The following is a 20283-nucleotide window of genomic DNA, read 5'->3' on the forward strand; positions in this document are numbered from 1 at the left end:
AGGGCCAGGCTGCGGGCGGCGGCGTGCAGGAGCCGGTAGGGGAGTTTGTGCGGCCAGGCAATGGCCAACTCGCCGTCGAGCAGGAAGGCGACAGTTGCCGGGACCAGCGACTTCGGAGCTGACCGAGCCCCTGCGCGCCATGGCCGAAGACCACGCCGCCCTTCGCCCCCGGCCCTCACACGACACGTCGCGCAGCGCTGACCCCACACCACCGGTCCGACGTGCTGCGCCCTCTCACCCAGGGGGTCCCAACGCGGACACAGCCGTCGCGTCGCACATGATCGTCGAAGCCGCACACATCCCCTCCATGCGGGCCTCGGTGCCGAACGAGAGCTGATGGCCGACTATCACCGCCGGCCACGAGGTACGAGCCGGGGCGAGGCCTCACGCCGAGATGGTGAGAAGCTTCTGGCCGCTGCCGGCGTAGATGTCGAAGTGGCTGATCGTTCCCGGGGACATGGGTACCGTCCCGGAAATCCTGGCGCCGCCCGGGTACTTGCCGGCCTGCCAGGTGGCGGCGGTCGCTGTGGTGCCCGTGACCCCGACCGCTTGCAGCCTGCACGTGATCCCGGGGGGCGCTCCCTTGGCCGAGACCTGCAGGGCACTGCCCCAGGCGGCGGGCGAGACCTTCACCGAGGCGGACACGCCTGTGGTGGGGTCTGTTCCGGAAAACGTGCGGGCCGGGGCCGGTGACGTCGGTGCGGGCCGCGCCACCTGGCTGCCAGTGGAGGCGAGGGTAGCCAGCCATGTGCCGCCCGAGGCTGCCGCCGCGATGAGCGTCGCGGCCGTGGCGACCCCGACCAGCTGCCTCCGCCAGACGGTACGGCGCCGGCACGCGGCCTGCTGGAGCAAGCGGTCGAGCCGGCCCGGTTCGGTTCTGCGCGAGGTGCCCGGTACGGCAGCGCGTGCGGGCTGCGGCGGTGCGCTCGCGGCGGCCCGCTGTACGAGCCGATCGGTCAGGTCCTCGCTCGCTGCGGGCGCGGCCGCGGCCTCGGCTTCTGCCACGCTGACCGTCGCGAGCAGCGCGGGCAGTCCCGCCAGCTCGGCGTGCTCGGCGCGGCACTCCTCGCATTCCGCGAGGTGGGCGCGTACCTGCTCCGTCTCCGCCGGAGACAGCGTTCCCAGCACGTACCCGCCCAGGGAGAACCGGACGACGTCGCAGCCGCCGTTCATGGTCATGGTCCGCACCTCCTCCATGCCGCTGTCACGGCTCGATACCCCGTTCCTGCAGCGCCAGCCGCAGCGCCTTCAAGGCGTAGTACGTCCGCGACTTCACGGTGCCCACCGGAAGGCCGAGCACCCCCGCCGCCTCGACCATCGTCCGGCCCCTGTAGTACGTCTCCAGCAGCACGGCCCGGTGCTCCGGGGACAGGGTCCTGATGGCGTCGGCCACCGCCCAGCTCTGCAGCGCCTGCTCGATCTCGTCTTCCCCGGCCGTCCGCTCCGCGACCTGTTCCAGCACCTCGCCGTCCACCTCGGTCGGCCTGGCCCGGCGGGCCCGGCGGGCGTCGACGACCAGATGCCGCGCGACCGTGCACAGCCACGCCCGGGCCGGACCGCGTTCGGGGTCGAACGCCGCGGGATGCTGCCAGGCCCGCAGCAGTGTCTCTTGCACCACGTCCTCGGCCCATTGCCGGTCTCCCGAGGTCAGTCGCAGGACGAAGTGGAACAGCGGCCCGGCATGCTCGGCGTACAGCGTGCGGAGCAGTTCCTCGTCCGCGTGGGAAATGGTCCCCCTGTCGGAGACGCGATTCCCGCGGCGATCCGGCTGGCTCGTCGGATCGCGCTTCGGAAGACTCCACGGCATAAAGCAATGATCCCATATGGGGCATATATTCAAAAGTTCGTAAAAGGTCCTTACGTGTCGAACTGCGCGGCCCCGGCACCCGCGAAGCCCGACAAGCACCGATCCCGGGATTCCCCTCCCGTCCTCCCTGGTGGGCGAGCCCTGCGGGATGGGGACGCCCTGGCGCCCGGTGGGCGCGTTGCGCGGCGGGGCAGGTGGTGTGTGAGGCGGTCGCCGGCCGTATGAGGTGTCCTTCGGGGATCGGGGGGAGTGCGGGGGGGGGGCAGGGCTGCTGGAAGGCGGCTGCGGTGGCGCGTTGCGTGATCAGGCCGGCCACCATGCGGGCCCGGCACTTGGCCGGAGCCGCGGGTGGCCCGGGCGGGTAGCCGGACACGATGGGCGTCGCTGGCAGCGTTGCGGCTTCGCGCAGCAGATTCGCCCCCGTTGTCCAAGGGCGGCCGTCCGGCAACTCCCGCTCGGTGCTGGTCGGCTCGGGCAGGGCCGGGCCTGGGTCCGCGGCGAGGGTCATGAGGGCTTGTGGCCGGCGTGGATAGGGGCGACGACCGGCCGGCCGGCACCCCTACAGCCATTCCGCCACACCGGCGAGTGAGCATAAGAGACCGTCCACGTTCCAGAGAACACGGGCGTCGCCCCGCGTGTAAGATGGCACAAATAATCTAAAATTCGGGTCGCCGCCCTGGCCGGCCGAGGCGGGCACCCACCCGCTCGAGCACCCTTGCGTCACGGCAGCCGAAGGGCGAGGAAGGGCGAGCAAGAGCGGAGCCCTGGAAGTATCCCGCGGCCTGAGGGCCTACATGGCGGGCCCGCACATCATGGCCAACGCATCGCCTGCTCAGCGAGGTTCGAATGACCCTGCCGTCGCTACTGCTGGTGCCCGGAGCGTGGCACAAGCCCGAGCATCTGCAACTCCTCATCGATGACCTGTCCGGCATCGATGTCCACACGGTGGCTCTCACTTCGTCCGGTGATGATCCCAAGACACTGGGCGATATGTACTCCGACGCAGCTGCCGTCAAGAGTGCGGTCGAGGCGATCGATGGGCCTGTGGTCGTCGTCGCGCACTCCTACGGCGGCATCCCTACCACCCAGGCCCTTGTCGAGACGCCCAACGTCAAGAGCATTGTCTACCTCGCCGCGTTCCAGCTCGACGCCGGAGATTCCCTGCTGTCGAGCGTGGGCGGCAGCCCCGCGCCCTGGTGGGAGTTCCACCGGCAGGAGGGGGTCGGCGACTTTCTGACCGTCTCCGGCCCGGTCGACGTGCTCTACGGTGACGTGGACGGGGGCGTTGCCGAGAAGGCGGCAGTAGCTTTGGGTTTCCAGTCCTACGCCGCCATCACCCAAAAGCTCACCGCGGTTGCCTGGCAGACGATTCCCAGCACTTACATCATCTGCGAAGCAGACAAGGCCGTCCCGCCCTTCGCCCAGGAACTCTTCTCCGAGCGCGCCAATAAGACCCTGCGGCTGGAGAGTTCGCATTCACCCTTCCTTTCCCGGCCCTCCGTGCTGGCTCAGCTCATCAGGCACGAACTCACCCTGGCCTGACCCGGCCGCTGCGGGCCCGGGTTCCAGCCGAAGCCTGAGGCCGACCGCCCGAAACTCTCGGTCGACAAGCGGGCCGTCGGCGGCGAGGGGAAGCTCGCTCTGCCGCGGCGGGGCTACGAGGGGCTGCGACGCCGGGTCCGCGAGCTCGCGCGCCACGAGCCGGCCGGGCTGCGACAACTTGCCGAAGGACGCCCCGGGCCCGGTGCTCACCGCCTGCGTCTCGGGGGAACGGTGAGCACCAGACGCCGAAGTCCGCTGCGGGCGTGACGCCCTGAGGACCCGGCGATGCGCACCGGCTGGTGCCGTTGAGCGGTGGAGCGCATGACCAACTGGAGCCCACCACCTGGCAGTGGGTTCGGTGACGCGCGCCGGGCAGTCGGACGGCCACTCCAACGGGCGCCCCTCACGGCCCGGTACGGCTGGGTGCGTCCGCCGGGGGCGGGTGCGCGGCGCGGCTGCTATTGGTGCGGGCTGAGGCGACGGAGGATGCACAATTCGTGGTGCACGGCCTGTCGCCTCGAGGCGGCCGACTGGTGACGACGCACCGTGCCTGCAGCAGCGAGGACGACTACGTGGGCGCGGCGTTCTCCGGCCGCGGCCTGCTGTTGATCCTGCGGTCGGACTGCCCGGATCCGAACCTGGTGGTCGACGATCCGCGCTGGGTGGGATGGCGGGGCACGGCTGCGCACCGGTGGGGGAGCGGCTGACTGGCCGGCCTTCCGGCACGATTACCCGTCCGCGTCCTCCTCCCGGAACTGCAGGACGAGGCGGCCGCGAACGCCCCCCGCTTCGAGGAGGCGGTGGGCGTCAAAAGCCTGTTCCGGAGGAAGGGCCCCGGCGACCCGCAAGGTGAGGACGCCGTCCTCCGCCTGGGCGCGCAGGCGGTCGAGTCGGACGTGGTCGCCGAGAGAGTCGGGGACGTTGACCTGGTGCAGGCGGACGCAGCGGCGGCCGAGTTCGCCGGGCGGCATGGCTTCGGCGCCTTCGCCGAGCAGTACGGCGATCCCTCCGCCGGGCCGGACCGCGGGCGTGAGGGTGGCCGAGCCGAGGACGGCTGCGTCCAGGAGGCCGTGCACGCCGCCGGGGGCCGCCCGCAGGATGTGGTCGGTGACGGCAGCGCCGCGGGGTAGCACGGTGTCGGCGCCGAGCGCGTGCACGACTCCCGGTCGGCGGGTGAGGCGTCGGCGATGACGGTGAGGCCGTCGGCCTTGGCAAGCTGGACGGCGTATCCACCGATGACGCCGGCCGCGCCGATGACGGCGAGGGTCTGTCCCGGGGTCAGGGCGAGCAGGTCGAGGGCCTGCCTGGCGGTGAGGCCGTTCATGGGGAGGGTCGCGGCCTGGGTGTATGTAACGCCGGCCGGTGCACGGACGACCCAACTGGCGGGGAGGACCACGTATTCGGCGTAGCCGCCGGCGTGTTCCATGAGCGGCATGGTCATGGCCGTCACCCGGTCACCGACGCGCGGGCCGGTCACCGACTCGGGGCCGATCTCGTCCAGTACGCCGGCCGTCTCCATGCCGGGTATGCAAGGCGGCCCCGGCGCCAGGTGGGCGATCGCTCCGTTGCGCAGGTAGCGGTCCCCCGGGTTGACGGTCGCGGCGTGGACCCGGATGCGGACCTGGCCGGGACCGGCGTGCGGCTCGGGAATCTCGAAGACCTCCAGGGCTTCCGGTCCTCCGAAGCGGGACACTCCGACGGCTTTCATGGTTCTCCTTCCTGGGGTGCGGCGGCGCCCCGGAGGTTCGCACCGGGTCAGTTGGTCTTCTGCGGGGCCCGGTAGGGGCCCGTGTCGGGGAGGGTCTCCATGCGGTACCGCTTCAGCACCGATCCGGTGATGTACCAACGTCCGTCGATGCGCTTGTAGGTGTCGTGGTACTGGCCGTAGCCGTGGAAACCGCCGCCTGCCTTCAGGCTGACGTAGTCCTCCATGACCCAGGTGCCGGTTGCCGTGTCCCCCTTGACCGTGATGTTCGGAAGAAGGCCCTGGTGTGCGGTGGGGGCGTCGGCGATCAGGGTCTTGGTGGCCTTGACCAGTTCCGCCGGGCTGTTGAATTCCTGGCCGGTGTTGATGTGCGCGTCGGGCGTGAACAGCGCCTGGAGATCTGCCCACTGCTTGGTGTCGATGTCCTGGAAGTAACGGGCCTTCAGCTTCTCGATGTCCTGGATGTCCGCGAGGTTGCGGACGGTCGCGGCGGTGGAAGCGCTGCCGGCCTTGTCGTCGTGCGAGTGGTGCGCGTTGGCCGTCGCGGTACCGGTGGCCACTCCTCCGGCCAGGAGGAGGGCGGCGGCCGTCACCATGGCCGCCCGCTTGGAGAACCGGCGGTCGGAGGCAGTCTTGCTGCGGTCGGAGGTCATTGGTGTCCCTTTCTGGTGCGGCATTCAAGTGCCGCGTTCGGGTGCCGGCGTTCGGGTAGCGCCCGTTCGGCGGCCCCCGAGGCCAATGCGATGCAGTGGTCCCGGCGGACCCCGTCCCTACGAGACAGAGGGGCCATGTCGGCAGGTTCGTCACCACACCGTGCCGGGCAGAACCGACGCTACGAATAGTGGAACGTTGAGTCAAGTTAAAGGAGGTGATCATCAATCGACCGCCACGCATGCCGCGGCTGGACGGCGTCCGCATGCCATGGGGGCGGCCGATCCTTAGGCACGGAAGCGGACCTTGGTGCAGGTTCGGGACGCCGGACTGCGCCTCGATGTTCTGATACGCTCATTCCATAATCTCGGACGTTCCCGCCTCGTCGGGCAACGAGCGACCGGCCGCAGGCCGAGAGGTCCTGACCCGTCGGGGTCGGCCTCCCCCTTTCCTCTCGCCCTTCCTCAGGAGCACGCACATGTCCACGACCACCCTTCAACCGGACCCCCGGCGCTGGAAGGCGCTGATCTTCATCGGCATCGCCCAGCTGATGGTCTTCCTGGACGGGGCGATCATGAACATCGCCCTGCCGTCCGCACAGCACGACCTGGGCTTCTCTGACGGCGGCCGGCAGTGGGTCATCACCGCCTACGGCCTCGCCTTCGGCGGCCTGCTCGTTCTCGGCGGACGGCTGGCGGACCTGCGGGGCCACAAGAAGATCTTCGTCACCGGCCTTGTCGGATTCGCGGTGGCCTCGGCCGTGGGCGGCCTGTCGCCCAACCTCCCCACGCTGCTGGCGGCACGCGCGCTCCAGGGCGTGTTCGGCGCGCTGCTCGCCCCCGCCGCACTCGCGCTGATCTCACTGGGATTCACCGACGCGAAGGAGCGGGCGAAGGCGTTCGGCGTCTACGGAGCCATCGCCACGGCCGGCGGCGGCGCCGGCCTGCTGTTCGGCGGCGTCCTGACGCAGTACGTCAACTGGCGCTGGGGCTTCTACATCAACCTGCCGATCGCCGCGATCGGTATCGTCGGCGTCCTGAAACTGGTGGGGGCCGACAGCCGGCAGACCCGCCGTGGGCGTCTGGACCTGCCCGGAGCCGTTCTGGCCACCGGCGGCACCGTCGCCCTGGTGTTCGGCTTCGCCAAGGCGGAGGACGACGGCTGGGGCTCGACCATGACCATCGGCATGTTCGTCCTGTCCGTGGTGCTGCTGGCGTCCTTCGTCCTGCTCGAGTCGAAGGCGAAGTCGCCGCTGCTGCCGCTGCGCGTCCTGACCGAGCGGAACCGGGCCGGGGCCTACCTGTCCCTGGGCCTGTCCGTGATCGCCATGTTCGGCATGTTCCTCTTCCTGAGCTACTACTTCCAGTTGGTCAAGGGATACTCGCCCGTGATGAGCGGGCTGGCCTTCATCCCCATGGCGGTCCTGCAGGCGATCGGCTCCACCCAGATCGGCGCCCGCCTCTTCCACCGCGTGCGCCCCGGCGTGCTGATGAGCGCCGGATTCGCGGTTTCCGGCATCGGTGTGCTGATGCTCTCGCTGCTCGACGCCGATTCGTCCTTCGCCTTCATCGCGGCCGGTGAGATGGTGGTCGGCGTCGGCATCGGCACCGCGTTCATGCCTGCCTTCGGCCTGGGCGCCCATGGCGTCGAGGCCCGCGACGCCGGCGTCGCCTCCGCCATGACCGGAGCCGCCCAGCAGATCGGCGGCTCCATCGGCACCGCGCTGCTCAACACCATCGCCGCCCGGGCGACGGCCGACTACCTGGCCTCCCGCCACAGCGCCGGACCCGTGGACAAGGCGGCGCTGGTGCACGGTTACGCGGTGGCCTACTGGTGGGCGGCGGGCTTCCTCGCCGCAGCCGCGCTCATCGCCTTCTTCGCGGTCAACGTGGGCAAGCCCCCCGCTCAGAAAGCAGGGGCGGCCGACGACGACGACCTCGCCGCGCTGGACCTGCGCCCCGCCCACTCCTAGACACCGGACAAGTGAGGCACCCCGCGGCCGAGCCGCGGGGTGCCTCACTTGTCCGGTACGGGCAATTTCAGCCGAGAGCGTCGAGGGCGACCTCCGCGACCGCGGCGAGCGAGGCCCGGTCGGGGTTGATGGCCCCCGCACCCGCAGCCCGTGGATCGTCACGATGAGATACCGCGCGAGGTCGCGAGGGCTGCGGCCGGCGGGCAGTTCGCCCTTCGACCGGGCCTCCACGATGACCTCGTACAGCGCGTCCTCCAACGAGGTAGTCGCGGCACGCACATGGGTGGCGACCTTGGGGTCATGGGAGATGCGCTCCATCGCCGCGCCCACGATCAGGCAAGCCCTGCGGCTGCCGTCCTGCGCGATCGTGTCGACGGTGCCGAGCGGCTCCTCACGGATCAGCTCCCGGGCGGGTGCCCCGGCACGCAGGATGTCGATCAGGGGCAGGGCGTGCTTCTCCCGGTAGCGGTCCATGGCGGCGAGATACAGCCCCTCCTTGCTGTCGAAGGCGGCGTACAGCGATCCGCGCCCGACCCTGGTGGCCACCACCAGGTCCTGCACGGACGTGCCCTCGTAGCCCTTTGCGTGGAAGGCGTCCAATGCCGCCTCCACCGCCACTTCGGTGTCGAACTCTCCGGATCCTGGCCATGCCGACCAGCTATCCGAATCGAGAATGGTCAGTCAGTTAACGCTGGGAGCCGCATGTGCCCCCGAACAGTAGGTATGTCGCCAACCCGGCACTAACGTAGACCTATTTTGACTTCTCATTCCAGATAGCGTTCACTGGGGAACGCGGCCAGGGAGACAGCAGCAATCCGGTCTCCGGCCGCCCCCTTACCCAGGGCATTCGCCCGCCCGGACACGCACACGCCGGACACACGCACCCCCCGTCACCGGGACACTCGCAGGAGCAGACACATGAGCACCATCGGTATCGGCATCATCGGCGCGAGCCGGCACGGCTGGGCCTCGATCAGCCACGTCCCGGCGCTCAAGGCGCTGCCGGACTTCGAACTGCGCGCGATCAGCACCTCGCGCCAGGAATCCGCCGACGCCGCCGCGGCCGCTTTCGGCGTGGGAGCGGCCTTCGACAACCACGCGGAGCTGATCGCCCACCCGGGTGTGGACGTCGTGGTCGTGGCGGTCAAGGTGCCCCACCACCGGGAGCTGGTCTCGGCCGCGATCGACGCGGGCAAGACCGTCTACAGCGAGTGGCCGCTCGCACTGGACGGGACCGAGGCCGCCGACCTGGTCCGCCGCGCCGAGACCGCCGACGTGCGCACCGTCATCGGCCTCCAGGGCCGCTACCACCCCGAGCTTCGCTACGCCCGCCAGCTGATCGCCGAGGGCAGGATCGGCAGGGTCATCGGCACCACCATGGTCGGCTCGGGCATGGTCTGGGGACCGCAGACCACCCGGGCGCACGCGTACTGGTACGACAGGACCCAGGGCGCCACTCCGCTGACCGCCGCCGCCCTGCACGCCATTGACGCGCTCAGCGCGACCCTCGGGGAATTCACCCACCACTCGTCCAACCTCGTCGTGGGGCGCCAGGAGGTCACCGTGACCGACGACGGCAGCGTCCTGCCGGTGACCGCGGCCGACCAAATCTCCCTGATCGGCACGCTGGAGGGCGGGGCGGCCGCGTCGGTCTTCTACCGCGGCGGCACCTCGCGCGGTGACAACTTCCGCTGGGAGATCAACGGCACCGACGGCGACCTCGTCCTGACCGCGGGCTGGGGGAACATGCAGATCGCCGACCTCACCTTGCAGGGGGGCTTCGGTGACGACGCCGCCGTCTCCCCGATCGAGGTACCCGCCGAATACCGCGCCGACATCCCCGAGGAGCTCGCGGGTCCCTCCCGGAACGTGGCCGCGCTCTACTCGCACTTGGCCCGCGACCTGCGTGACGGCACCCACACCGTCCCGGACTTCTCCTACGCCCTGGCCCGCCACCGGCTCATCGATGCCATGCAGGGCCCCTCGACCTGACCTGGACACCGCCGTGAACGGATTCACCTGAACGGTTCCGGATGACGCGCGTGAGCCCCTGACCTGGGCGAAAACCCAGGTCAGGGGCTCAGTGCACAGCGCTCGGCAATATCGGGCGGCCGGCAGCCATCCCCAAGGCCGTGAAGTTGACGGGTCTCGTGGTGTTGTCCAGGGCGCGTGATGGTGGTTTGGCCGGATGTGAGGAGCGGAGCCCCGGTAGAACTGGCAGTCGGCCAAGACAAGCCGTTCACAAAGACCGGAGGCTCCGCTGTCCGGACAGTCTGCCATCACCCGTGCCGTCCAGGTGGCCGAAGGCCTCTTCGCACCAGGGCATCTCGGTGAGCTCATTCAGCTCGTACCCTTCGAGACGGTCGACGAGGCGCTGGGGGCGAGCAGGGCGGTGCAGACGCGGCTGCGGGATCTGCCGTCCCGGGTCGTGATCTACCTGATCTTGGCCGCGTGCCTGTTCCCGGAGGTGGGATACCCCGGTGTGTGGCGCAAGCACACCGGGGCACTGGCCGGTCTACCCGTGGCCATGCCCTCGGCGAGCGCGCTTGCCCAGGCGCGCCGCCGGGTCGGAGCCAAGCCACTGCGGTGGCTGTCGCTGTCCGACCCGCTGCGCGGACCGGCCCCCAACCGCGCACGGCCCCGGGGCCAGCTGGCGCGGGCTGCTGGTGGTCGCAGTGGACGGCACCATCCTGACGGTTCCTGACACCCCGGCCGTCCTGAGCACGTTCACCAAGCAGGTGGGCAACCATGGCGGGACCGGCTATCCGCAGGTTCGCCTGCTGACGCTGGTCGCCTGCGGCACCCGCGTCACCGAGGCGTTTGTAGGTCGCCTTGGGCGTGGACTCGTGCAGGGCCATGGCATCGGCCTTGAACTCGTCCGAGGTCCTTCATCGCCATCGGCGGTGTTCTCGCTTCCTCCGGATCGAGCAGATCCGGTATCGGGGTGTCCACCACTCAGGGGGAGGCCCCAGCCACCCGAAGCGGAGATCCATACGGGCTGGGCTCGAAAACGGTTCCGACGGTCGCAGACCGCGTCGCCAGTCAGGCTGGTGGCCAATTACGCATAGCCGCGTCGGCCACCTCTTGCAGGTTCTCGCACGACGCCCCGCCCGCAGCTTGCACGGCCAGGCCGTTCGCGATCGTCATGACGTAGCGCGCAATCCGTTCCGGGTCAGCTTCGGCAGGCAGATCCCCCTCCTGGACGGCGAGCTGGAACCGTTCCCGGAGCAATGCCTGGCCGTGCGCGCGCCATTCGGCCAGGGTGTCGTGGGCAACTCGTCCGGTCTCGCCGGTGGCCAGTGCGCCCTGGACGCCGAGGCAGCCAGCGGGCAGAGCGGGCATGGTGGTGGCGCGGGCTGCGCCGGCGAGGAAAGCCGCGGCGGCCTCGCGGGCGGTGGGTGCCTCCAGCGCTTCGGTGACGTAGCCACCGGGGCCTTCCTCGTAGCGCTGCAGCGCCTTGCGGAACAGGTCTTCCTTGTTGCCGTAGGCCGCGTACAGGCTCTTGCGGGAGATGCCCATGGCCTCGGTCAGGTCGGCGAGGCTGGCGCCTTCGTAGCCCTGCGCCCAGAAGACCATCATCGCCCTGTCAAGCGCCGCCTCGGCGTCGAACGTCCGCGGGCGGCCGATCTGCGATGTGTGCATGCCCTCATCCTACCGCTTGTGCACCGATCGGTGCACAAGTGCTACTCTCGATTTATGCACCGAACGGTGCGGAAGTTTTCGCAGTTCAGATCGCTGCAGCACGACTGAAAAGAGGAACGTCATGGCCGAGCACAATCTGCGGGACTGGTACATGCGCTACGCCGACGCGCTCAACGCCCACGAGTTCGACCGCATGGACGAGTTCATCGACGACGAGGTCATGCTCGGCGGCCGGCCCGGCACCCGCGACGACGTCGTCACGGTCCTGAAGGGGATTGCCGACGCTGTCCCGGACATCCGCTGGGAGATCGACGAATTGCTGCTCGATCGGGACGGTATCGCCGTCCGTGCCATCAACACCGGCACGCCGGTGAAGGAATGGCTCGGCGTGCCGGCCTCCGGCGCCTCGTTCAAGATCGTCGAGTACGCCATCTACAAGGTCCGTGACGGCAGGTTCGTACAGATGACGAACCTGCACGACTCGGCCGAGATGCTCCGACAGCTGACCGCCTGACCGCATAAGGGGGATCGTGCACAGGCGACAGACCCGCCGGGGGTGAAGCTCCGCAGCGCGAAGTGACGCGGACACCGGCGAACCGGATGCGGCGCCACCGAGGTCTGCGGTCGCCAGAGAGAAAGCATCTGATCCTGAACCCCGTTGTGGCAGGTCAAGAGGCATCGCCCTGAAATGGGAGCTGTGAGAAAACGTTCGGGGGAGGACGCAGTGGCCGTTCCCCGCAACGGAAGCCTCTGAACTTGATGTGGCGCAAGCGCAAGAAGTGGTAGTGGTGCGCCTACCACCAGGTCCCGGAAAGGAAGAAGAGAGCAGCATCAAGAGAAGAAGCCTGGAGCACGAGGACGGCACCCCCGTGCTGAGCGTGGTCAACGAGGGCGGCACCATCCCAAACGGCTCCCTGATGGGGGACACCGTCCGTGAGGGCGCCCGTCGGTTGCTCGACGCGGCCGTGGACGCTCCAGGACGGCCCCCTTGTCAGGAGACGCATCTCGTCTGAAGCGCCGGCCGGCGGGTGGGTGACGCACGGCCGGCGTCGTCTCATCGGTCCCATGCGAGTCAGCTGCCGAGGCGAAGGGCGTGTCACCCTTGCGGCACAACGATCACGTGTCCGAGATCACGGGGAACTTCCATGCCAAGGTCACCCGTTCGGCGGATGGTAGGCACCCCCTGGACCGCGCCGTCGTGTCATGGCGATGACCACCGGGCACGTCAGAAGGCCGCACATGGCAGAGGCATACCGCGAAGAGAGCAGGTCAGCCAGCGCGCGGCAGGTCATTCACGGGACCGGACGTAGTGTCGTCCTCGGAAGACGGGTCTGAACCGGACGCTGGAAGCCAGTCCGTGCGGGTGGAGGCTGGCCGGGTGCTCGCCGAGCAGCGGCGGCCACCCGGAGGGAGACACGTATGAGCATCAGGACGCACCCGGTCGGCAGCCAGGGACTGGCGACGTCGGTCGAAGGCCTGGGCACCATGGGGATGACCGCCATGTACGGCACCCGGGACGACGCCGGGTCGGTGGAGACGATCCACCGGGCGATCGAGCTCGGGGTGACCCTCTTCGACACCGCCGACATGTACGGCCCCTTCACCGGTGAGGAACTGCTCGGGCGCACGGTGGCGCCCCACCGGGACCGAGTGCTGCTGGCGACGAAGTTCGGCGGGCTGACACTGGACGATTCCGGGAAAGTCGTCGGTGGCCCGAACGGCCGACCGGAGTACCTGCGGCGAGCGGTGGAGGGCTCACTGCGCCGGCTGCGCACGGACCGTATCGACCTGTACTACCAGCACCGCGTGGATCCGGACGTGCCCGTGGCCGAGACCTTCGGGGCGCTGGGAGAGCTCGTCACCCAAGGCAAGGTGCGCTACCTCGGCATCAGCGAGGCGTCCGCCGACACGATCCGCGCCGCCCACGCGGTGGCGCCACTGTCGGCCGTGCAGACCGAGTACTCATTGTTCACCCGGACGGTGCAGAGCAACGGCGTGCTCGACACCGCACGCGAACTGGGCATCGGCTTCGTGGCCTACGCCCCGCTGGGCCGCGGCTTCCTCACCGGGCGGCTGCGCACGCTGGACGACCTGCCGCAGAGCGACTGGCGGCGCACCGCCCCTCGCTTCAGCGACGAGAACTTCGCCCACAATCTCGCCCTCGCCGACAGGGTGCGCGTCATCGCCGAGAAGCTGGACATCACACCGGGGCAGCTGGCCTTGGCGTGGGTACTGTCCCAGGGCGTCACCGCCATCCCCGGCACCAAGCGTCGCGCCTACCTGGAGGAGAACGTCGTCGCCGCGGAGCTCACCCTCGACGCCGGCACGCTGAGCAACCTCGACGAGGTGATCGCCGCCGACGAGGTGACGGGTGAGCGGTACTACGCGGAGGGAATGAAGGCCATCCAGGAATGAGCGATGCCATGCACCACAACGACCTCGGTGGTTTCCTGCGGGCCCGCCGCGAGGCACTGCGACCGTCCGACGTCGGGTTGATCGCCGGCGGACGCCGCCGCACCCCCGGGCTGCGGCGGTCCGAGGTGGCCCTGCTGGCGACCATCTCCGTCGACTACTACGAGCGGCTGGAGCAGTCCCGCAACGCCCACCCCTCGCAGGAGATACTGGCGAGTCTGGCGGGAGCGTTGCGTCTGTCCGTGGACGAGCGCGACCACCTCTACCGGCTCGCCGGCTACGCCCCGCCGCTTGCCGGGGGAGCAGGCAGGTACGTCGACCCGGCGATGATGTTCCTCCTCGACGCCTTGACGACGGTGCCCGCGCAGGTCATGGACGACCTGTCCACGCTGGTCGCCCAGAACCGGCTCAGCCAGGCCCTGTTCGGCACTTGGGCGCTGGGGGACACCCGGGCCGGCAACGTGACGTGGCGCTGGTTCACCGATCCGGCGTCGCGCGCGCTCAACGTCGCCGAGGAGCACGAGGCCATCGGTCGGGGCTACGCCGCGGATCTGCGGGTTGCCGCCGCACGGCGCGGCAGTGACGCGGTCGCGGACCGGCTGATCGATGATCTGCTGCACGCCAGCGAGGAGTTCACGCGCTACTGGAACGAGATGGCCGTCAAGCCGCTGAGTTCCACGCGGAAGCGGCTGGTGCATCCGCACGCCGGGCCGCTGGACGTGCAGTGCGACATCGTGGTGAGTGCCGCCACGGGCCACCGCATGGTGGTCTTCAGGCCGCAGCCGGGTTCGAGTACCGCCGAGCGGTTTGATTTCCTCGAGGTGATCAGCGAGCAGATCCTCGACATCTGACCTGGCTGCGGACCCGCTCACCTCGCCGTCGGCGATGTGCGAGCGGTCGGAGGCGGTTTTCTCCGTCAGACTCCCCTGCGAAGGCGACTCCCGCCAGGCTTGACGAGGCTTGGCCCGAACGTACGGAGCAGACGCCCGCGGTTCGAAACCGTCCGCGACGCACCAGCCCCCGACGCATGGCAAGGCCCGGGTCGTCCGGCATGGTCCGGATGACCCGGGCCTCGATCATTGGCCGCCCGTCAGGCGGTGCCGAACGGGTTGCCACGGGGAACGGGGCTTTGAGCGTTGACGCCGCTGATCATGCGAGGGCCGTGGACCGTTGAGGACGCCCTGGCCCTGCCCGAGGACCCGGATCGAGCTGGCCGGGGGCGCGTGATGCTGTCACGTGTGGTGCTGTCACGCGTGGTCGCGGGCCAGCAGCTCGCGGAGCGCTTTCACCACCTCCCCCGGGGCCTCCTCGGCCATGAAGTGGCCGCAGTCGACGGCCAGATGACAAAGATCCGCTGCCCAGGCACCCCACAGGGCGGCGGCGTCGAAGCCCAGGACCGCGCCCCAATCCTGCTGGAGCACGGTCACCGGCATCTCCAGCCGGCGGCCCGCCTCGCGGTCGGCCCGGTCGTGCGTGACGTCGATCCCGGCCGAGGCGCGGTAGTCCGCGACGATGGAGGGGACGGCGGCGCGCGAAGCGGTGAGGTAGGCGGCGCGGACGTCCTCGGGGATCGCTTGCGGGTCACGGGCCCACTGGTCGAGGAAGTGCCCGAAGAACGCGTCCGGAGCGGCCCCGATCATCTGCTCGGGCAGTCCGGGCGGCTGGGCCATGAGGTAGAGATGGAAACCGACGGCCGCACTGGTGCCGCGCATCACGTCCCACATGTCGAGGGTGGGCAGCACGTCCAGCGAGGCGAGGTGGGTGACGGCCGCCGGGTGGTCCAGGCCCGTGCGGAAGGCGACGAGCGCCCCGCGGTCGTGTCCTGCCAGGGCGAAGCGCTCGTGCCCCAGCGCGCGGGCGACGGCGACGACGTCGGCGGCCATCGTGCGCTTGGAGTACGCCGTGCCCGCCGCGTTCTCCGCGGGCTTGCCGCTGGCGCCGTAGCCGCGCAGGTCCGGGCAGATGACCGTGTGATCGGCGGCGAGGTCGACGGCCACATGCCGCCACATCAGGTGGGTCTGCGGGAAGCCGTGCAGCAGCACGACCGGCGTGCCCGACCCGCCGACGGCGACGTTGAGCGCGACATCGTCGGCGGCGGGGACGGTCCGGTAGTCGAAGCCGGGGATGACCGGTGCCATGGGAGGTTCCTTCGGGCTGGTGGGCGTGGTGACGACCACGAGCCTGCCGGGCGCGGATCAGCACCTGGTCAGCGCGGGCCGGCTCCGGTCAGCAGAGGTCGGGCCCTGGGCGCCTCCCGTCCGGCGCGTACCGTGGCGGGAGGACGTGCGGAGAGGTGGCGATGGAACGGGTCGCGTTCGGCGTGCTGGGACCTGTGGTCGCGGAGAGCGGCGACGGCCCCCTCGCCCTGAAGGGGCCGCGGCACCGGGCCGTGCTGGCACGCCTGATCGTCGCCCGCCGGCGTGTCGTCCCGGTCGCCCGTCTCGTCGAGGACCTGTGGGCGGACCCGCCACCCGGTGCCGTGGGAGCCGTCCAGACCTTCGTCGGTGCGCTGCGACATGCCCTGGAGCCGGACCGCCCGCGGCGTGCTCCCTCCCGCCTGCTGGTCACGGAAGGTCCGGGGTACGCGCTGCGCCCGGAGTCCGACGCCGTGGACGCCTGGCGTTTCGAGGCGGCCGTCGCCGTGGCGGCCGGTCTGCCCGCGGAGCGCGCGCTGCCCCGGCTGGAGGACGCCCTCGGGCTGTGGCGGGGACCCGCCTACGCCGAGTTCGCCGACGAGCACTGGGCCCGGGCGGAGCGCGCCCGTCTCGGCGAACTGCGGCTGCAGGCGGAGGAGCGGCGGGCCGGCGCGCTGCTGGCCCTCGGCCGGGCCGCGGAGGCCGTGCCCGGGCTGGAGGTGCTGCTGTCCGGCCACCCGCTGCGCGAGGAGGCACGCCGGCTGCTGGCACTCGCCCTGTACCGGCAGGGCCGGCAGGGCGACGCACTGGCGGCCCTGCGCGAAGCCAGGTCCGTTCTCACCGACCGTCTGGGCGTCGACCCCGGTCCGGCGCTGCGGCGCCTGGAGGCCGACATCCTCGCCCACGCGCCCGGCCTCGACCTGCCCGCCGAGCCGGCCGCCACGGCGGCCCGGCTGTGGACGCGGGCGGCGGCCGCCTACGACCGCACCGTCGCCACCGGCGCCCGAGCCCGGCTGGAGGCGACCGTGGGCCTGATCAGGAACCTCGCGGTCACCGGGGGCGGCGGCCTGGAGGAGGCGCAGCGACACCGTCTGGAGGCCGTCACGGCGGCCGAGGAGTTCGGCGACCCGGAACTGACCGCCCGCGTCATCGGCGCGTACGACGTCCCCGCGATCTGGACCCGCAGCGACGACCCCGAACTCGCCCGGCGCATCGTTGCCGCGGCTGAGCGGGCACTCGCGGCGTTGCCACCGCCCGGTGGCTCCCAGGACGCGGCGCGCTGCCGCCTGCTGGCCACGATTGCCCTGGAGACGCGGGGTGTCCGCTCCCCGCGCGGCCCGGAAGCCGCCCGGGAGGCGGAGGGAATCGCCCGGCGCCTGGACGATCCCGCGCTCCTGGCGTTCGCGCTCAACGCCGGTTTCATGCAGTCCTGCACCCGCGCCGGCCTGGCACCGCGGCGTGACGCGATCGGCGCCGAACTCGTCGAACTCGCCGCCCGGCACGGCCTGGTGACGTACGAAGTACTCGGCCACCTCATCCGCCTCCAGGCCCGCTCGGCCCTCGCCGACTTCGCGGCGGCCGACCGGCACGCCGCAGCCACGGACGCGCTCGCCGAACGCCACGAACTGCCGTTGGCCGGCGTCTTCACCCAGTGGTACCGGGCGATGCGACTCGCCGCCCACGGTCGCCCCGGCCAGGCCGCGACCGCGTACCGTGCCGCCGCCGCGCGCCTGCACGGCGCGGGCATGCCAGGCCTCGAACGCGGCCTGCTCCCGCTCGCGCTCCTGTCCCTGCGGCTGACCCCCGAGGAGCCGCTGTCCACCGCCCCGGTCGCCATCGACCCCGGCCTCGACTGGGGCCCGTTCCGCCCCTGGACCGAGCCCTTCGCCCTGCTCGCGGACGGCCGCCCCGCGGCCGCCCGCGAGGCCCTCCACGCCCTCCCCGAACCGCCGCCCGACCTGCTGTACGAGGTGTGCTGCGTTCTGGAGTCCCACGTCGCCCTCCGCCTCGGCGACCGCGCCGGCCTCCAGCGCGCCCACGACCGCCTCCTCCCCGCCGCCGGCGAACTCGTCGTCGGCGGCGGCCTCTTCACCCTCGGCCCGCTCTCCGGCCACCTCGGACGCATGGCCGAAGCGCTGCGCACGCCGATCAGGCGCGAGGGGTGATGTCCTTCGGGCCGTAGCGAGCAGCCGCCTGCCCGGTGATGAGGGCCCAGTAGCGGTCACCGAACGCCGGGCAGGCGCGGAGACGCGGTCAGCGGGTTCTTCAGGAGCTGAGGAGTGCGAGGAGACCGTTCAACGCTGTGGTCTGGAGCAGGGCGCGGGACCAGATGACGCTGTCCCGGCGTTGTTGGAGCTGCCTGGTGTCTGCCGGAACGGTGCGGCTGGCCGCCGCCGCGCGGAGTCTCTTGTCGATGGGCACGTTGACGCGCAGGTAGCTGGCGAGCCACAGCAGGAGAGCGGCCAGCGCGATGCCGCCGCCTGTAGGTCGCGGGGTGCTGTCATCGGTGGTGGCGGCCAACGCCGTGGCGGCGATGGCCGCCGCCCGGTACCGGCAGTCGGCGGTCCCCGTAGGCGGGGACCCTGCCGAGCGGATCGGCCACGGAGGCGTCGCTCGCGCCGGACGATGACGGAGCGGTGCCGCATGCCGGCGCCGGCTACAGGAACTCGCTGCGGTAGGCCGGGGCCAGCTCGGCCGCTCGGCGGCGGCGTTCCGTGAGCTCGTCTTGCGTCAGCACTGGTGGCGGCGCGTCCTGGCCCGCGACGATGTCGCCGATGCGCATGAAGTACTCGTCCTGGCCGGCGGGGGTGCACATGCACAGCATGCGGGCGGGCGCGCCCGAGGTGTTGCGGAAGTTGTGTGGGGCGTTGGCCGGGATGTTGATCGTGGACCCGGCTCCCACGGTGTGCTTCTCACCGCGGAAGGTGAACTCGATCTCGCCTTCGAGGATCGTGAACATCTCCTCGAAGTCGTGCCGGTGCGGCGGCGGCCCGCCGCCGTCGGGTACGCGCATGTCGATCAGGCAGTACCGGCCGTCGGTCTGTTCGCCGGTGATCAGCATGGCGTACGTGTTGCCCACCAGCGAGATGTACCGCGTGCCTGGGGCGTCGGGGTTTGCCACGGTCAGCGGACGTGAAGGGTCGTCGTCGGGGATCATCGTGATGTCTCCTCAGTGGTTGGTCGGGCTGGCGACGGACGGGACGGCACGGGACGTCGAGGCCGTACGGAGTGCCGTTCCCGATGCGAGCGCGTCGGGAACGGGCGGTTCGGTCAGGGCCGGCGCCGGGCGATGTCGGCGTGCGGTACTCGGAGCCGGACGGTGGCACCGCGTGGTGACCGCGGGCGTACGCTTTCGGAGGATTCGCCCAACGGCGCGCCCCGGAACGTCCTGTGACGGTCCCGGCCGTTCGCGGCTCGTCCGTTGTTGACAGCACCAGCATGTCGTCGGCCAGGAACCGGATGAAGGGTCCCCTTAACCACGGACAACTTGTCCGTGGGTGGACGGGTGCGACGGCGACGGGACGTGGAGCACAGCAGTGGCGGCACGGGGGTGAGCGCCGGTGCTCACTGGAGGTGGCGGGCGGCTGTCACGGCTGCGGGGGTGGTCAGGCGCTGGAGCTTTCCGTGGCTCGTCGATCCGGGGATGGAGGAGAAGATGAGCAACTCCTGGGCCGTGTCGGGGTCCAGGAGCCGTTGCGCGTACATCTCCAACTCCCCGAGTTCGGCATGCAGGTAACGCTTCAGGTCGTGATGGTGGATGACGCCCACCTCGTGCCGCCGCCAGACCTCACCAAACTCTGGGCTGGCGTCGCGCAACGCCGCAACGATCTCGCCGGCCCTGCCCCGCGGATTCGTCGTGTAGGCCGCCCGTATCTCCGCGGTGAAGACCCTGCCCCGCAGTTCGTGATCCTCGCGCGGATAGAGGGCGCGCTGCGCGGGATCCGTGAACCAGCGGTATACCAGGTAGCGCGACATACCGCTGAAGTGGCTGTGATCGCCGAACAGAACGAGCGCCGGAGGAGACTGCAGCAGCGTCTCGCCGAATTGGGAGAACACCATTGCCGGGGTGTCGGCGAGCCGCTCGACGACGAGTCTCATGGTTGGGCTCACGGCGTCGGGGAGCACGACATGACGCGTGGCCGCGTATCCGCCCAGAGCGAACAGATGTTCCTTCTCGCTGGGGTCGAGGTTCAACGCTGTAACGAGGGCAGCGAGCATCTGCTCAGACGGCATCGGTCCGCGACGCTGCTCGATTCGGCTGTAGTAGTCGGCTGACATGCCGGCCAGCGCCGCGACCTCCTCGCGCCGCAGTCCACCGGTCCGGCGCCGGGCCCCACGGGGAAGCCCGACGTCCTCCGGCTGCAGCGCCTCACGACGTGCCCGCAGGAAATCGGCCAGCAGTACGCGGTCCACCCTT

General features: G+C 70.6%; 19 protein-coding genes and 2 pseudogenes. 10 read left to right on the top strand and 11 right to left on the bottom strand.

All coding sequences use genetic code 11. The features are described 5' to 3' along the window. Positions 1-384: 384 nt before the first annotated feature. Both PV364_RS30450 and PV364_RS30455 read right to left on the bottom strand, forming a co-directional pair. Positions 385-1179, bottom strand: a complete 795-nt coding sequence (locus PV364_RS30450; protein WP_319663672.1) for a zf-HC2 domain-containing protein — start codon at positions 1177-1179, stop codon at positions 385-387. 25 nt (positions 1180-1204) lie between these two features. After that, the gene (locus PV364_RS30455) at positions 1205-1807 is read right to left on the bottom strand and encodes a sigma-70 family RNA polymerase sigma factor (protein WP_319663673.1); all 603 of its coding nucleotides are present in this window, start codon (positions 1805-1807) and stop codon (positions 1205-1207) included. An 846-nt stretch (positions 1808-2653) separates the two neighbouring features. Here PV364_RS30455 and PV364_RS30460 point away from each other — a divergent pair. Next, positions 2654-3349, top strand: coding sequence for an alpha/beta hydrolase (locus PV364_RS30460; protein ID WP_319663674.1), 696 nt, complete (start codon positions 2654-2656; stop codon positions 3347-3349). Between the two features lie 533 nt (positions 3350-3882). Then, positions 3883-4056, top strand: a complete 174-nt coding sequence (locus tag PV364_RS30465) for a hypothetical protein (RefSeq protein WP_319663675.1) — start codon at positions 3883-3885, stop codon at positions 4054-4056. Between the two features lie 21 nt (positions 4057-4077). Here PV364_RS30465 and PV364_RS30470 read toward each other — a convergent pair whose 3' ends face one another. From PV364_RS30470 to PV364_RS30480, 3 genes and pseudogenes are all read right to left on the bottom strand, one after another. Then, positions 4078-4506, bottom strand: coding sequence for a zinc-binding dehydrogenase (locus tag PV364_RS30470; protein ID WP_319663676.1), 429 nt, complete (start codon positions 4504-4506; stop codon positions 4078-4080). A 263-nt stretch (positions 4507-4769) separates the two neighbouring features. Next, a pseudogene (locus PV364_RS30475) lies at positions 4770-5057 on the bottom strand (alcohol dehydrogenase catalytic domain-containing protein); the annotation flags it as partial. Between the two features lie 47 nt (positions 5058-5104). Next, a complete protein-coding gene (locus tag PV364_RS30480; protein WP_319663677.1) occupies positions 5105-5707 on the bottom strand; it encodes a nuclear transport factor 2 family protein in 603 nt (200 codons plus the stop codon). 476 nt (positions 5708-6183) lie between these two features. Between PV364_RS30480 and PV364_RS30485 the strand changes: the two genes are divergently transcribed. Further along, positions 6184-7677, top strand: a complete 1494-nt coding sequence (locus PV364_RS30485; protein WP_319663678.1) for an MFS transporter — start codon at positions 6184-6186, stop codon at positions 7675-7677. A gap of 204 nt (positions 7678-7881) precedes the next feature. Here PV364_RS30485 and PV364_RS41360 read toward each other — a convergent pair. Continuing rightward, positions 7882-8295, bottom strand: a pseudogene (locus tag PV364_RS41360) (TetR/AcrR family transcriptional regulator); the annotation flags it as partial. Positions 8296-8595: 300 nt separating this feature from the next. Between PV364_RS41360 and PV364_RS30500 the strand changes: the two are divergent. Then, positions 8596-9669, top strand: coding sequence for a Gfo/Idh/MocA family oxidoreductase (locus PV364_RS30500; RefSeq protein WP_319663680.1), 1074 nt, complete (start codon positions 8596-8598; stop codon positions 9667-9669). A gap of 304 nt (positions 9670-9973) precedes the next feature. After that, a complete protein-coding gene (locus tag PV364_RS30505) occupies positions 9974-10381 on the top strand; it encodes a transposase domain-containing protein (RefSeq protein WP_319663681.1) in 408 nt (135 codons plus the stop codon). Positions 10382-10719: 338 nt separating this feature from the next. Here PV364_RS30505 and PV364_RS30510 read toward each other — a convergent pair whose 3' ends face one another. Continuing rightward, the gene (locus tag PV364_RS30510; protein ID WP_319663682.1) at positions 10720-11319 is read right to left on the bottom strand and encodes a TetR/AcrR family transcriptional regulator; all 600 of its coding nucleotides are present in this window, start codon (positions 11317-11319) and stop codon (positions 10720-10722) included. Between the two features lie 121 nt (positions 11320-11440). On the opposite strand from PV364_RS30510, the gene PV364_RS30515 reads away from it, so the two are divergent. The 4 genes from PV364_RS30515 to PV364_RS30530 all read left to right on the top strand — a co-directional run bounded on the left by PV364_RS30515 (position 11441) and on the right by PV364_RS30530 (position 14582). Next, a complete protein-coding gene (locus PV364_RS30515; RefSeq protein WP_319663683.1) occupies positions 11441-11833 on the top strand; it encodes an ester cyclase in 393 nt (130 codons plus the stop codon). Between the two features lie 274 nt (positions 11834-12107). Beyond that, entirely contained in the window at positions 12108-12332 is a 225-nt protein-coding gene (locus PV364_RS30520; RefSeq protein ID WP_319663684.1) for a hypothetical protein, read from the top strand. 406 nt (positions 12333-12738) lie between these two features. Then, the gene (locus PV364_RS30525) at positions 12739-13734 is read left to right on the top strand and encodes an aldo/keto reductase (protein ID WP_319663685.1); all 996 of its coding nucleotides are present in this window, start codon (positions 12739-12741) and stop codon (positions 13732-13734) included. Between the two features lie 8 nt (positions 13735-13742). Beyond that, the gene (locus PV364_RS30530) at positions 13743-14582 is read left to right on the top strand and encodes a helix-turn-helix transcriptional regulator (RefSeq protein ID WP_319663686.1); all 840 of its coding nucleotides are present in this window, start codon (positions 13743-13745) and stop codon (positions 14580-14582) included. 396 nt (positions 14583-14978) lie between these two features. Here the strand turns inward: PV364_RS30530 and PV364_RS30535 are convergent, their stop codons facing one another. Continuing rightward, a complete protein-coding gene (locus PV364_RS30535) occupies positions 14979-15869 on the bottom strand; it encodes an alpha/beta hydrolase (RefSeq protein WP_319663687.1) in 891 nt (296 codons plus the stop codon). 161 nt (positions 15870-16030) lie between these two features. On the opposite strand from PV364_RS30535, the gene PV364_RS30540 reads away from it, so the two are divergent. After that, positions 16031-18031 (top strand): BTAD domain-containing putative transcriptional regulator, encoded by a 2001-nt coding sequence (locus tag PV364_RS30540; protein ID WP_319663688.1) that lies wholly within the window; start codon positions 16031-16033, stop codon positions 18029-18031. A gap of 100 nt (positions 18032-18131) precedes the next feature. Here the strand turns inward: PV364_RS30540 and PV364_RS30545 are convergent, their stop codons facing one another. From PV364_RS30545 to PV364_RS30555, 3 genes are all read right to left on the bottom strand, one after another. Further along, positions 18132-18386: a hypothetical protein gene (locus PV364_RS30545; RefSeq protein WP_319663689.1), complete on the bottom strand. Its 255-nt coding sequence runs from the start codon at positions 18384-18386 to the stop codon at positions 18132-18134. 136 nt (positions 18387-18522) lie between these two features. Then, positions 18523-19023, bottom strand: a complete 501-nt coding sequence (locus PV364_RS30550) for a cupin domain-containing protein (protein ID WP_319663690.1) — start codon at positions 19021-19023, stop codon at positions 18523-18525. 407 nt (positions 19024-19430) lie between these two features. After that, positions 19431-20279, bottom strand: a complete 849-nt coding sequence (locus PV364_RS30555) for a helix-turn-helix transcriptional regulator (protein WP_319663691.1) — start codon at positions 20277-20279, stop codon at positions 19431-19433. Positions 20280-20283: the final 4 nt, after the last annotated feature.

Origin of the sequence: Streptomyces sp. MI02-7b (assembly GCF_033793585.1) — a bacterium.
Classification (GTDB): Bacteria; Actinomycetota; Actinomycetes; order Streptomycetales; family Streptomycetaceae; genus Actinacidiphila.

Coding starts and splice junctions, on each gene's coding strand:
- PV364_RS30500 (WP_319663680.1), top strand. CDS start 8,596: ATGAGCACCATCGGTATCGGCATCATCGGCGCGAGCCGGCACGGCTGG.
- PV364_RS30535 (WP_319663687.1), bottom strand. CDS start 15,869: ATGGCACCGGTCATCCCCGGCTTCGACTACCGGACCGTCCCCGCCGCC.
- PV364_RS30540 (WP_319663688.1), top strand. CDS start 16,031: ATGGAACGGGTCGCGTTCGGCGTGCTGGGACCTGTGGTCGCGGAGAGC.
- PV364_RS30480 (WP_319663677.1), bottom strand. CDS start 5,707: ATGACCTCCGACCGCAGCAAGACTGCCTCCGACCGCCGGTTCTCCAAG.
- PV364_RS30530 (WP_319663686.1), top strand. CDS start 13,743: ATGCACCACAACGACCTCGGTGGTTTCCTGCGGGCCCGCCGCGAGGCA.
- PV364_RS30450 (WP_319663672.1), bottom strand. CDS start 1,179: ATGACCATGAACGGCGGCTGCGACGTCGTCCGGTTCTCCCTGGGCGGG.
- PV364_RS30525 (WP_319663685.1), top strand. CDS start 12,739: ATGAGCATCAGGACGCACCCGGTCGGCAGCCAGGGACTGGCGACGTCG.
- PV364_RS30515 (WP_319663683.1), top strand. CDS start 11,441: ATGGCCGAGCACAATCTGCGGGACTGGTACATGCGCTACGCCGACGCG.
- PV364_RS30455 (WP_319663673.1), bottom strand. CDS start 1,807: ATGCCGTGGAGTCTTCCGAAGCGCGATCCGACGAGCCAGCCGGATCGC.
- PV364_RS30460 (WP_319663674.1), top strand. CDS start 2,654: ATGACCCTGCCGTCGCTACTGCTGGTGCCCGGAGCGTGGCACAAGCCC.
- PV364_RS30485 (WP_319663678.1), top strand. CDS start 6,184: ATGTCCACGACCACCCTTCAACCGGACCCCCGGCGCTGGAAGGCGCTG.
- PV364_RS30550 (WP_319663690.1), bottom strand. CDS start 19,023: ATGATCCCCGACGACGACCCTTCACGTCCGCTGACCGTGGCAAACCCC.
- PV364_RS30510 (WP_319663682.1), bottom strand. CDS start 11,319: ATGCACACATCGCAGATCGGCCGCCCGCGGACGTTCGACGCCGAGGCG.